The 13,100-nt window shown below is 40.5% G+C and carries 12 protein-coding genes; 6 read left to right on the top strand and 6 right to left on the bottom strand.

All coding sequences use genetic code 11. The features are described from left to right. Positions 1-144: 144 nt before the first annotated feature. Positions 145-774, bottom strand: a complete 630-nt coding sequence (locus tag QI031_RS13060; protein ID WP_281485559.1) for a Uma2 family endonuclease — start codon at positions 772-774, stop codon at positions 145-147. Between the two features lie 190 nt (positions 775-964). After that, complete coding sequence (locus QI031_RS13055; protein ID WP_281485558.1) at positions 965-2,245, bottom strand: dihydrolipoamide acetyltransferase family protein; 1,281 nt, start codon at positions 2,243-2,245, stop codon at positions 965-967. Positions 2,246-2,716: 471 nt separating this feature from the next. On the opposite strand from QI031_RS13055, the gene QI031_RS13050 reads away from it, so the two are divergent. Continuing rightward, positions 2,717-3,244 carry a hypothetical protein gene (locus tag QI031_RS13050; protein WP_343217858.1) on the top strand — a complete coding sequence of 176 codons (528 nt, stop codon included), beginning with the start codon at positions 2,717-2,719 and terminating at the stop codon, positions 3,242-3,244. Positions 3,245-3,425: 181 nt separating this feature from the next. On the opposite strand, the gene QI031_RS13045 is transcribed toward QI031_RS13050, so the two are convergent. Both QI031_RS13045 and QI031_RS13040 read right to left on the bottom strand, forming a co-directional pair. Beyond that, a complete protein-coding gene (locus QI031_RS13045; protein WP_281485557.1) occupies positions 3,426-3,875 on the bottom strand; it encodes a YlqD family protein in 450 nt (149 codons plus the stop codon). 40 nt (positions 3,876-3,915) lie between these two features. Then, positions 3,916-5,892 (bottom strand): AMP-dependent synthetase/ligase, encoded by a 1,977-nt coding sequence (locus QI031_RS13040; RefSeq protein ID WP_281486013.1) that lies wholly within the window; start codon positions 5,890-5,892, stop codon positions 3,916-3,918. Between the two features lie 1,373 nt (positions 5,893-7,265). Between QI031_RS13040 and rplI the strand changes: the two genes are divergently transcribed. Further along, positions 7,266-7,724, top strand: coding sequence for a 50S ribosomal protein L9 (rplI, locus tag QI031_RS13035; RefSeq protein ID WP_281485556.1), 459 nt, complete (start codon positions 7,266-7,268; stop codon positions 7,722-7,724). Between the two features lie 873 nt (positions 7,725-8,597). Next, positions 8,598-10,775 (top strand): single-stranded-DNA-specific exonuclease RecJ, encoded by a 2,178-nt coding sequence (locus tag QI031_RS13030; protein WP_281485555.1) that lies wholly within the window; start codon positions 8,598-8,600, stop codon positions 10,773-10,775. A 35-nt stretch (positions 10,776-10,810) separates the two neighbouring features. Here the strand turns inward: QI031_RS13030 and psb30 are convergent, their stop codons facing one another. Continuing rightward, positions 10,811-10,933 carry a photosystem II reaction center protein Ycf12/Psb30 gene (gene psb30 / locus QI031_RS13025; protein WP_281485554.1) on the bottom strand — a complete coding sequence of 41 codons (123 nt, stop codon included), beginning with the start codon at positions 10,931-10,933 and terminating at the stop codon, positions 10,811-10,813. Positions 10,934-11,061: 128 nt separating this feature from the next. Between psb30 and QI031_RS13020 the strand changes: the two genes are divergently transcribed. The 3 genes from QI031_RS13020 (at position 11,062) to QI031_RS13010 (ending at position 12,349) form a co-directional block, all read left to right on the top strand. After that, on the top strand, positions 11,062-11,412 hold the full coding sequence (locus QI031_RS13020; protein WP_281485553.1) for a YkgJ family cysteine cluster protein: 351 nt from the start codon (positions 11,062-11,064) through the stop codon (positions 11,410-11,412). A 95-nt stretch (positions 11,413-11,507) separates the two neighbouring features. After that, positions 11,508-11,924 carry a TMEM165/GDT1 family protein gene (locus tag QI031_RS13015; RefSeq protein ID WP_281485552.1) on the top strand — a complete coding sequence of 139 codons (417 nt, stop codon included), beginning with the start codon at positions 11,508-11,510 and terminating at the stop codon, positions 11,922-11,924. A gap of 110 nt (positions 11,925-12,034) precedes the next feature. Further along, on the top strand, positions 12,035-12,349 hold the full coding sequence (locus tag QI031_RS13010) for a TMEM165/GDT1 family protein (protein WP_281485551.1): 315 nt from the start codon (positions 12,035-12,037) through the stop codon (positions 12,347-12,349). Positions 12,350-12,432: 83 nt separating this feature from the next. On the opposite strand, the gene QI031_RS13005 is transcribed toward QI031_RS13010, so the two are convergent. Next, positions 12,433-12,927, bottom strand: a complete 495-nt coding sequence (locus QI031_RS13005; protein ID WP_281485550.1) for a hypothetical protein — start codon at positions 12,925-12,927, stop codon at positions 12,433-12,435. Between the last annotated feature and the right edge of the window lie 173 nt (positions 12,928-13,100).

Here is a 13,100-nt window from a genome sequence, read left to right as displayed (position 1 = left end):
TGAGAATTGAACTTTGAATCAGGAAAAGCTGCATTATATTCAGGTTGCTGGATTTAACGCTATTTTCAGCTTACTACCTGTCGCTTTCCTTATGCCAAACTCAGGTTAACTAAGATAATTTCAAGAAATAAAACGAATGCTAGTTTAAATCACCGAGTCAAAAATTTGTTGTACGGTTAGATTCAGCTGGGAAAAAGTCGGAGACACTATAAGGTTTTTTTCTCTAAAAGGTGTCATTTGATATTCACCATCAATAAGTTCACAGACAAAAATCGTCGGAACTTTGGGACTACCAATAAATACACGCCCACCCAATGCTGCATAATCCACAATCCAATATTCAGGTATACCCATAGCTTCATAGTCACGAAGCTTGTCGTAGTAATCATCTCGCCAGTTGCTTGACACTACTTCAACTATCAGCTTGACCGAACTAGCATTATGGATAACTGATTCTTGCTTCCAACGCGTCTCAGTATCGATAGTTTCTTGATTTAAAACAATAATATCCGGTTCGTATCCTGATTTGTCGCGGTATGGTTTAATAATGGATTCTTTCGGTATACTCCAAATACCGCGTTTACCCATCTCTCTAATTGTGATGAGTAATTCTTCTATCAAAAAACCAGTCAAATCAGAATGTTCACCTTTCGGCTTTGGCATCTCCACAATCACTCCGTCATGTAATTCGTAACGTAGTTCTGAGTTTTCTGGATACCATTCGATAAATTCATCGAAGGTCAGTAGCTTTAGTTGCGATTGTGTTTGACTCATAAAAGTTAGTGGATTTATTTTTACTGTTCATTTATCCTTTTTATCATTTATCTTTATCTCATCTGTAGCCTTTTTTTAGAAAATTGGTATAACCTACTTGGCAATAGCTATATCTAAACAAAAAATAAAGACTTGGAGTTTTTCTACATCCAAGTCTTGAATTTAATTTTGATTGCAAAACTACTCTTAGTTAGAGTGTCAAAGATTGCGGATTTGTTTCAATCAACTTCGCTAAATCTTGTAAAAAGGCCGCAGCATGAGCGCCATAAATAATACGATGGTCAGAAGTAATATTCACCTGCATTTGTTGCCGTACACCAAATAAGCCATCACCTGTAGCTATTACCTGTGGCCGAGATGCCCCGATCGCTAAAATTGAACCTTGTCCAGGTGGTAATATCGCATCAAATGTATCTACACCGAACATCCCTAAATTCGACAAGGTAAAAGTGCCACTATTATATTCTTCAGGTTGCAGTTGTTTGGTTCTAGCGCGTTCTACTAAAGACTTCCAATTCCGGGAGAGCGAATAAATATCTATCATGTCTGCATTTTGCAACACAGGTGTAATCAATCCCCCATCATCCATTGCCACGGCTACGGCAACGTTAATACCAGAATGATAAACAATTCCTTGATCTGAATAACTGGCATTTAATAATGGGTGTTTTTGTAATGTCACCGCTACAGCTTTTGCCAGCAGTGCAGTCATTGTTACCCCTTTAGATTTAATTTGCTTATAAAGCTTGTCTAACCCATCGGTGGTAATGGTGTAACCCACATGGAATATTGGCACAGCTAAACTAGCTACCATATTCCGGACTACAGCGTTTTGGAAGGTAGTTAGAGGCACTGTTTGACCAGGAACAGCGGCGACAGCTGGTGTTGGTGCAGGTGCAACTGGGGTAGTTTGTGTCGGTCTGGATAAAGTAACAGGTATGGCGGCGGGTTGCTTGCCTTGATTAACAGCACCTTCCACATCCTCAGCGACAATGCGACCGTAGGGACCACTACCTTGCAAATTACTCAAATCAACTTTTAATTCTTTTGCCAATTTGCGGGCGCGGGGTGAGGCCACAAGTCTACCTTCGCGGTGGTTAGAACCATTTTGAGATGCTAAGGCAGGTATTCCTACCGAAGCTGTAGCTGCAACTGGTTCAGGGGCAGAACTAGGAGTAGCCGCAGCACTACCTGAGTTGCCCAAAGACTTCGCGGTTTCGATTTCGGCTTCTGTCTCTGCTACATAGGCGATCGCAGAGCCTACGGTTGCCGTATCGCCAGCTTGCACTATGATGTGGGCAAGATATCCTTCATAGAAGGATTCCACATCCATATCTGCCTTGTCTGATTCTACAACCACCACGGTTTCGCCTTTTTCCACTTTATCGCCAGGCGATTTTACCCAGGAGACGATTTTACCTTCGGTCATAGTAGAGCTAAGCGCCGGCATAAATACTTCGTGAATGCTCATATAGTGGTTTCAGAATCAATAGTTTATGGACTTTAACAGCTTTTATCAGATCGAATTGTATCTCGGCACGAGAGTTTTGGATTCGAGATTTTCTATTTTAGTTCAGGGTATTGGTAGTGTAGGGGGCAGCACTTCGGCTTCTCTGCGAGACGCTACGCGAACGCTCAGTACAAGACGCTCAGTGACCGGGGCGGGGGAAGCAGGGGAGGTAGGGGAAGCAGGGGAAGCAAGAAAAATAACAGCTGACAACTGACTATTTACCCAGGAACCTGAAGATAAGGCAAAGGTCTATATATTTATAGCGATCGCAAATTATCAGCCTTCGAGATCCACGAGAAAAAATAATTTTTATAACTTCTTTAGGTTTGCTGTAGAAGATTTTCTACAGATTATGATATGTGGTTAGTGGTGAAACTTCAATTTAAAATTCCAAATTGATAGTTGATCTGTTTGAAATTTTTGTTTAGTTTTATGATGTCGGTCAAGTGGAAATTGTTTTTGATTTTGATATTAAGTGTCTTTGCCACCGCTGGTGCTGGCATTTATATCAACCAGCACCAACAATCTGTGTCGGTTGCAGAAACTACCAATAGTCAACAGCAGCAAGTTACAGCAGTACAACAGGCTCAGAATGTAACAATATTCCCAGAGCGTGTCCATTATAAAGATATACCGTTAGAAAGTATCACTTCTGCTCTCCAAGGTAGCGATCCTGAGACTCTAGCCCTGAATGCCTTGGATAATGAAATAACAGCAAAAGTTAAGCCTAAAGTAGAGGTAGCTTATCCACAACAGAACCAAGCCTTAGTAACTATTACTCAAATCCAGCCAAATGCTGATGCAACTAATGTAATTAAATATCGAGTTGAGATGACAACCTTAGGGCGATCGCTTTTAGTTAGTTCTCCTCCTATGTGGCAAATTGTTTGGGCTGGCTCCCAGACACAATGTCAGACTGGAAGCCAACCCCAAAAAAACTTCACTCAAAGCTGTCAGTAAAAGTATGAAGTTTGAAGAAATTAAGTTTCTACGCTACAGGAGTCAGTTGTCAGTTGTTTTTGATTTGGTTTAATACCTCTACCCAAGAGTGGGTAGCCTGAAAATATATTTGCTACTAACTACTAACCACTGACAACTGACCAATGACAAAACTCTATCCCCTTGTAGGTAGAATTTTTATTTAAATATCACCGCGAATTTCTTCTACAACGCCATCCCGGAGAACGATTTCAACTTGCATTTTGCTAATTAAGTTATCGCCTCGTTCGACCTTAAAAAAGCCTTCCATTTGGAATTGATTGACTTCTTGATCCAACTCAAGAAACTGCACTTGTTGGAGATTTTGTAAAAGTTGATTTTTTTGCTCTAACAGTTCACTTTTCTTTTGATTGACTTGGAGTTGGATGTTGTCAATTTGTTGCAGGGTCTGGGGGCCTGGTGGTTGCAGACTTTGCTTTTGAATGGCGGCGATCGCTTTTTGTCCTTCAACATCAAGCTGTTGGAGTTGCTGATCACTTTGATTGATTTGCGCTTGCAATTGCTGCTGTACTTCTTCTTTCCAAAGAGGAGTCACAATGACTTTGACATTAACTACACGCTTGAGAAGCAATTGAGGGTTGGAGACATCCATAAAATTTTCACGTTCACTCTATAGTTTGCAGGCGGAATTATTAGGCAAACATTCCGTTAATAATATCGTGATAGTGTTCGGTAACAATGTGTCGCCGGATTTTCAGGGTTTGTGTCATCAAACCATTTTCGATGGAAAATGGCTCTAGAACTAATCTGAATGGCCCAATGCGGTCATCTGGTCGATAACCTGGACGGTTTTTCACTTCCCGATTCAATTCTTGCCGAAATAAATCCTGGATCATTTTACTCTCCAGGTCAATTTTTTGACTGGATGAGGAGGTAACATTGTCATCCTGTACATTGGAATTGAGGTTCTGACTAGCTGCCCATTTTTCTAAGGCTTCGATATTCGGCACAATCAAAGCACCTAGACTACGTTGATCTTGACCAACAAGCATAATTTGGTCAACAAAAGGCGATCGCAAACAAGCATCTTCAATTGGCTGCGGTTCAATGTTCTCTCCATTGGTTAAGACAATCGTATCTTTGGCTCTGCCAGTCAATACTAAGTCATTCTGTGGTGTTACCCAACCCAAATCGCCGCTATCAAACCAACCGTCAGCATCAATAACTTTCGCCGTTGCTTCGGGGTTTTGATAATAACCTTGCATGATATGAAAGCCTCTTAGCAAGACCAAACCTCGTTGACCAGCTGGTAAAGGTTGGCGAGTTTCAGAATCTATAATCTTAACTTCTGTTCCGGGGATTGGTTGCCCGGATGAACCACGGAAATTGCGCCAAGGACGACGCGCGTTAGCTACAGGAGAAGTTTCTGTTAAACCGTAACCCTGTAAAAGTTCTACACCAGTAATTTCAAAAAAGTTATCAATGTGCCTCGGTAGCGCACCGCCACCGCTAATCACATACTTCATTTGTCCTCCTGTGGCTTGCCGGACTTTGGCATAAACCAAGCGTTCTCCTAAAGCATGGATAGGGTACAAAGCGGATGCTGTCATTTTAGCTGTTAACCTTTGAAAAGCTGAAGAATCAAGATGATCTAAACTCAAGCCTTCAGCAATTCGCCTTGCTTTAATATATTTCTCGCTAGTTTCTAGTAAAAATTTCACTAAGCGTTGCTTGCTGGCTGCTTGTTCACGGAATTGCTTTTGGACTCCCTCATAAATTGATTCCCATAGACGCGGCACAGCGATCATGTAGTTGGGTTTAAATTGTTGTAAATCTCGTTTGACAGAACGCAAATTAGTATAAATTTGCGTACAACCTTGAGAAAGCAAGAAATATTCACCACTGCGTTCATAGCTGTGCCATGTAGGCAAGATGCTGAGAACAATATCTCCTGGTTGTGGTTGGATGACTGCCCCCAGAGCTTTTACCTGATGCATTAAATTGTTATGAGAAAGCATCACACCCTTGGGTTTACCTGTTGTACCAGATGTATAAATTAAAGTCGCTAGAGTATCAGGGCTGGGCTTGACTGGTACAAAAGTATGGTTGATACCAATTTCTATGAGCTGCGAAAAATTGAGCACCTGGAGGGTTTCATCATCTGGTGGTGCTTCATCAGCAAGTGAGACTACTAATTTAATCGGTAAATCATGCAAGCGATCGCGCAGTTTCTCTAGAATTTTTAAATCTTCAACTATGAGTACTGTGCTGCCACTATTAGTAACGATAAACAGCAATTCTTCTTTTTCGGCTTGGGCGCTACGCACTGCATCAATTGCCCCAGTAGTCATGATGCCTTGATCGGCAATAAACCATCTGGGACTATTATCAGCAATTAAACAGACGCGATCGCCTGCTTGGACTCCCAATGCTTGCAAGCCAGCAGCAAATTGTTGAATTTTCTCTGCTAACTGAGCATAGGTAATTACTACTTCTGGTTTAGCATGAGGATTACGGAGAGCAACAATATTACCAAATTGCTTTGCTGCCAATGGCCAAATATCTGGTAACAAATCTACGTTTGTATAATCTACTAAACGTTGTAATTCCTGGCTTTCTCGCCTTGTGATGTTAGATAAAAAATCAGATGTAGGTTGAGTTTTCGACATCATATCACCTCACTGTAATAAATTGTCTATTTTCCAGCTTATTGTGCGATCGCGCTACATTGTTTATCCTTAATATCTACATCCCATACTGTGTAAGTAATTTTCTGAATTAAACGGTTGTATTGATAAAAGTTTATGTTAAAGTTAACTTATATAAAGCAAAAGTAATGGATGCCTAGTAGTTAGTTGCTAGGTATAATGTTGAAAGCTAAAAACAGAGACCACCTATTTTTGCAAGGGGGTGATTACCTATGGGTTTAATAGATGCTGTGCTGCTAACCTTAATTAATGTTGTTGCCTGTCTGGCGTTGCCTAAGCTAATCTTTACAATTCTGGCGTTTAAAACTAAAGCAGCCAAAACATCTCTAGAAGTTGCAAAACTCCGAACAGCTAAAATTGTCAATACCAGTTTCCCTTATTGTACGGTTTACACGTTAACAGGTAGTCAGTTTTGTAGATTTAGTCCTCATTTCTGTTCCAAGTGTTCCCCAAATTAACGGGCTGTCGGAAGTTATAAATCTCTGCATAAGTCATACCAGTTTTGAACTACAGGAATCCGGTTTGATTTGGTGAAATTACTTATGTAGGCAGGGAACAAGGCTCTTTGAGGTGTACTGAATTTTTTCAAAAATCAAATATAAGTCCTATAATTCTTCAGACTTAATATTTACTTGCATTGCGTAGAAACCATTAAACTGATTTAAATAATATCTATAATCATCAACGCTGGAGCAGATGTTCTTAGATCAATCTATTGCCTATTTGAGATCGGTAATAATGATTTTTTACTACCTATTATCTACATGAATTTCAGATTTTCCACAATTAATCCTAAAAAATAGTTTTCTATCTTTTGAAAGATAGATACAAATCAATGGATTTTATAGATAAAGTCTATATATTTATCTAACTTATATAGCTGACAAGAAAATCAAATTTTATCTGTCAACAATCAAGCTAATTTTGATCAAAAATAGTAATATAGCAACCACAAATTTTAAAAAGGAGACATTTATATATGAGTTTGACAGATAGTTTATTACTAACACTGTTAAATGCTGTTATTTGTTTGGCATTGCCGAAACTACTATCTATGGTTATGGCTGCTAAAAGCGAAAGCACTACATCATCTGAGTCTGCACTAAATCTCTAGTTTTGTAGATTTAATCGAATAAGGATTAAACTCTTCCGTGCTTGCTTTTATAGCAATGTTAGACTTTCTGGCACGAAAGAGTTGCGATCGCCCCCTACCTTTCGCTAGGATCTGTAAGCTCTAGGGTATAAGCCAAGCTACTGGGAACATAGCTACAAATGTTGTGAGCTATCCTGTCCCAACCCAACTTCATGAGATTTTACAGGAAAAACAGAAAACAATGGCGAAACGCATACAGTTAGTTTTAAATCAAGATATCAACAAGCTAGGAAAATCTGGCGATTTAGTGGATGTAGCTCCCGGCTATGCTCGTAATTACCTGATTCCCCAAAATTTGGCGACTCATGCCACTCCCAGTATTCTTAAGCAAGTAGAACGCCGCCGTGAGCAAGAACGTCAGCGGCAGTTAGAACTTAAACAACAAGCTCTAGAGCAAAAAGCAGCTTTGGAAAAAGTTAATAGTTTAAAAATTGCGAAGCAAGTTGGTGAAAATGAAGCGATTTTTGGGACTATCACTACTCAAGATGTTGTAGATGCAATTCAAGCAGCCACTAGCCAAGAAATTGATCGGCGCGGTATTACTATTCCTGATATTAACCACTTAGGTACTTATAAGGCCGATATTAAACTGCATTCTGATGTAGTGGCGCAAGTCGATATTGAAGTTGTAGCTAGCTAATTACTCGTTGATTGACCAGGTGGGAACCCACTAGTCACACTTATTTTTGTTGTGGTTGTTGATGGGGCAAGATTGATTTGTCTGTTTGCTCAGTGTTGTGCTTAAATTGCAACACTGAACACGAAAGAGATAAGACAACGCGTCCCGAAATATAGAAATGGTGAGTCTACTCGACGGTGTCAGTTTCTGTCCCGTCGAAGTAGCGAACCCGAAGTATCGGCATGGGGCATCGGCACGACCTGAAACGGACAAAGAGCGACTGTCAGACTACCAAGAGTAGCAAATTGCTGTGAGCCGTCAACATAAGTAGGTCGGCGTAAATAATTATTGTTGGAATAAGGCAGGGAGCAGCACTTCGGCTGCGCTCAGGCTAAACTCAGTACAAGTCGCTCAGTGACTAAGAGCAAGGGAAGAAAGAGTTTGAGCCTTATTTACTTTTCGTTACATAGTTTGGTTTTATTGCACCGACTTATACCATTTCACGAAATTTTTGATACAAATTACTTTTCTTACTCCCCCTGCCTCCTCTGCTTCCCCTGCTTGCCCAAATGTATCAACTTTAAAGTGAAACGGTATTACTTAATTCGTAATTGATAATGGGCTACGCTCTAAGCGCAGCTATGCCGCAGGAGCATCATTACGAATTAGTAGTTATTTGGTCAATATCACAGATAGAAACAGACAAAGTAAGTCCTGATAAGTGTTATGAGTTATGAGTTAAGAAAAAACTTTCAGTTCTCTAGGACTTACGTAAGAACTCTCTGAAACTCATATTTCTCTGTGTTCTCTGCGTCCTCTGCGGTTTAATTTTCCGTTACTTGTGGGTAAGTCCTGTTCTCATAACTTATAACTTCAAGATTCCTAACTTCTATTGTGCTAGATCGATCTATATCTAAATTTTCTCAATCTAGTAGGCGCTTACCTAATCAGCGCTGGCAAATTTATCCACAAAAAGCAGAATTTGCCCAACATTTGGCGGATTTGACAAATATTTCACCTATTGTCAGCCAGTTGTTGATTAATCGTGGCATCGAAACACCAAAACAAGCACAAGCATTTTTAGATCCAGAGTCTTTAATTTTACCTACGCCACTAGAAGAATTTCCCGCTTTAGCAATAAGTGTAGAGTTATTGCAAAAGGCGATCGCTTCTCAAGAGAAAATTGCTATCTGTGGCGATTATGATGCAGATGGCATGACTAGCACGGCTCTACTTTTGCGTAGTCTGCGTACTTTGGGAGCTAAGGTAGATTACGCCATCCCTAGTAGGATGCATGAAGGCTACGGTATTAATAAACGCATTGTGGAAGAATTTCACAGCGAAGGCGTAGGACTAATTTTAACTGTAGATAATGGCATCTCAGCTTATGAACCAATTGCTAGAGCTAGAGAACTAGGAGTAAAAGTAATTGTTACCGATCACCACGATATTCCGCAAATATTACCTCCAGCCAATGCTATCCTCAATCCCAAACTCATTGCAGAATCTTCACCTTATCGGGGTGTTGCTGGTGTTGGTGTTGCCTATATTTTAGCGGTGTCTGTTGCCCAACAATTAGGAAAGATGAAAGGCTTAGTCCAGCCAATGCTAGCACTTTTTACACTGGGAACGATCGCAGATTTAGCTCCTTTAACTGGTGTCAACCGCCGCTGGGTAAAACGTGGTTTAAAGCATCTACCTAAATCCCAATTACCTGGGGTGCAAGCTTTAATTCAGGTGGCTGGGGTACAGGCGAGGGGGACTGAGAGAGCAGGGGGAGCAGGGGAGGCAGGGGAGGCAGAGGAAGCAGGGGGAGATGGAAAGAAACTTCAATCTCAAATCCGAAATGCAAAATCGTTGAAGCCGGAGGATATTGGGTTTCGTTTAGGGCCGCGTATTAATGCGATTGGACGAATTGGCAACCCGCAAACAATGATTGAATTGCTGACTACGGATGATATGGGAATCGCGCTAGAACGCGCTATGCAGTGCGAACAAACTAACACCAGTCGTCAGCAAATGTGCGAGGAAATTGAACAAGCAGCGATCGCTCATGTAGAATCAGAATTTATTGCTTCTTTACAGCAAGACCGAGTACTAGTTATTGTTCAACCTAATTGGCATCATGGTGTAATTGGGATCGTTGCTTCCCGTTTATTAGAACGCTATGGTGTTCCGGTATTTATCGGTACTTATGAAAATGCAGAACACATTCGCGGTTCAGCACGAGGAATCCCTGAATTTCATGTGTTTGCAGCTTTGGAATATTGCCAAGACTTGCTAGGCAAATTTGGTGGACACAAAGCAGCTGGAGGTTTTTCTCTACCAGCAGAAAATTTACAGGCATTGCGATCGCGTTTGTGTGAGTTTGCCAATCAGTGTTTAGAACCGCAGCACCTCAAGCCACTACTCAAAATTGATGCCCAAGTTGATTTTCATCAGATCAACCAGCAACTTTATCAACAGTTAAATGCTCTCCACCCTTGCGGTATTGATAATCCCGATCCCATATTTTGGACACCTAATGTCCAAGTTGTGGAGCAAAAAATTGTTGGTAAGGGTCATATCAAATTGACATTTGCTCAAACTATTAATCAACAACAATATAAGATTAAAGCGATCGCCTGGCGTTGGCGCGACTACTTACCTCTACCGCTGCGAGTAGATATTGCTTACAAGCTGCGAGAAAATGACTTTAATGGTGACACTACCATTGAGTTGGAGTTACTAGGTGCTAGGCTGCCAAACGATCATTACAGTCAGGAGTCAATTCATCCCAAACTACTACCGCAATCTCATTTATTTGATGCTTTACCACCTAAACCGCTAAGAACCAACTTTCAGTACAATCAGCGTCAATATAACTGTGGCATTTATCAAAACGGTGTTTTACCAGAATTAAGGATTAAAAATCCTGAAGGCAAAGTCTTAGTCATGCATCCAGGACGTACAATCGGTTTGCTTGGTACTAATCGTCAAGACGCTACGGAGGTTGACTTGTCTCAACCAAAATATGACAGCATTATCCAAGCTGCCCTGCAAGCGTTATCAATTGTAAGTGCCGAGCTGTGAGTTTTAGTTAGCTCCTGACTCAGCACTGATTACTCTTACATGTTACCGTTACGAAAAGCCAGCACAAAAATTACCGCCGGGCCAGCAAGAATGATTAGTGCAACAAAGGTTAGCTGGAAAATAACTTCCCAATTAATATTAGCTATAGCTTCAAACATTTTTCTTTCTCTCTCCCTATCGTCTTTAGAAAATTAATTAATTTCAGTTGCAAAACCCGCAATTATCATATCCGGTGATTGGCTGTTACATTTAATTTACTTAACAAAATTATAGGAAAAGACATAAAATGGCAAACTGGCAATGTGTCAAGCAATGTGGGGCTTGCTGTCATCTTGATCCAGCAGAACGTCCAGATTTAAAAGAGTATCTTTCACCAGCAGAATTAGAAAAATACCTCAGCATGGTAGGTGAAGATGGATGGTGTGTTAATTTCGACCATACCAGCAGAGAATGCCGGATCTACGCCAATCGTCCGCGTTTCTGCCGTGTGGAATTAGAAACGTTTCAGGATATGTATGGAATTGAGCCAGAAGAACTCAACGAATTTGCGATTGACTGCTGTCGGCAGCAAATAGAAGGAGTATACGGCGATCGCAGCTTAGAAATACTACGCTTTGACAAAGCTGTTGGCTTGTAGATAATTACGTTTTGTGCAGTGGGGTTGCAATTTATGACAAAAATCTGAGAAAATGAGAGAAATATGAAAGCACCCTAGTAATAAAATTATTGCCTGTGAAACTTGACTCTGCACCTATAAGCCTTTCTAGCAGATTTCAGACTGAACTAAAACACAGCACTGAATCTGACTTAACTACTGCAATCATTGAGCCACTTCAGCCTATAGTTGTCGATAGTCAAAAAAAGCAGAAATCAGCAACGGCAATTTTTGGTACTACCTTCATCACCATTTTTCTGGCAGAAATTGGTGATAAAACTCAGTTATCTACCTTATTAATGAGTGCGGAATCTCATTCGCCGTGGGTGGTGTTTTTAGGATCTGCGGTTGCACTCGTAACTACTAGTTTTTTAGGCGTGCTTTTAGGTAGTTGGATAGCCAATCGTCTAAGCCCAAAAATCGTAGAAAAATCCGCAGGGGTAATGTTACTATTGATTGCCGTGATGTTGTTTTGGGATGTAGTCAGTAGTTAGTTGTCAGCGATGCACTGAGTTTCGACTGCGCTCAACTGCCGCGTAGTCGAAGTGTTGTCAGTTGTGTATTATCCCCTATCTCTTCTGCACTTTTACTTCTCTTAATTAATATGGACTGGCATCTTTTAGGATTGAGCTTTATTACAGTTTTTTTATCAGAGTTAGGTGACAAAAGTCAGTTAGCAGCGATCGCGCTTTCAGGCCGCTGTAAATCTCCACGGGCAGTGTTTTTTGGCACAGCGGGCGCACTATTACTCACCAGCCTATTGGGAGCATTAGCAGGAGGAGCTGTAGCAGAAGTTTTACCTACACGCTTACTAAAAGCGATCGCGGCTGTAGGCTTTGCCATTCTCGCTGCCCGTCTGCTGTTGTTTAATAATGAAGCATCCGCAGAAAGTCTTAAGGATGAATGTACTGAAGGCTGATTTATATTTTATCTTTCTAAAACAATGCCTACCAGCCGAGTCTATCAGTCTGGTAGGCATATTTATTTAAGGCGATTTAATAATTAAACCTGCTGTTGTCGCCAGCACCAGCTTAACAATGCGCCGCCTGTAATTAGTTTGACTACTTCTAGTAGAAAATAACTACCGTGCAAGACATTCATTTGTGCTGGAATTGTCGATGCTGCTTCAAATAAGTTGAGATGAGTTCCCACAGCGCACATTTGCGGAGTTAAGAAATAAGTCTCTAACAGAACTATTGCTAGCAACATTACAGAGAAAATAACACCGTTAGAACTCCAGCTAGATTGAGTTTTTCTCAAAGCTAATATGCCAGTCAGTACTACAGCCGCAGATAATAATTCTATGCGGTTAAAATTCCAAAAAATTACATATCCTGCTGTAGCAAAACCTGCTTGACTCATCATGCCAGACAAATAAAGACTAGGCATAATTACCCAATCTAAAAGTAGACTAGCACTTAGCCAAAAGCCCAAAGCAAACATCACAGCAGTTTGCCAATTGGGTCGTTTTAATTCAACTGTAGAAATGGTATTCATAGGGATAATTGCTTGTGCTGTATTTTTAGTTTGTAACTCAAAGAGCAGATTTGACAACACATCTCAATTATACTTTTGCAAACACAGTTTTAATTTAAAAAAGTAACGATTGTTATTTTTTTGATGTATTGGTAACTAATCTTAAATTAGTTGAAGAAGATTTAAAGTACTAA

The sequence above is a fragment of the Halotia branconii CENA392 genome, from assembly GCF_029953635.1.
Taxonomy (GTDB): domain Bacteria; phylum Cyanobacteriota; class Cyanobacteriia; order Cyanobacteriales; family Nostocaceae; genus Halotia; species Halotia branconii.
This window is presented reverse-complemented; position numbering and strand designations above follow the sequence as displayed.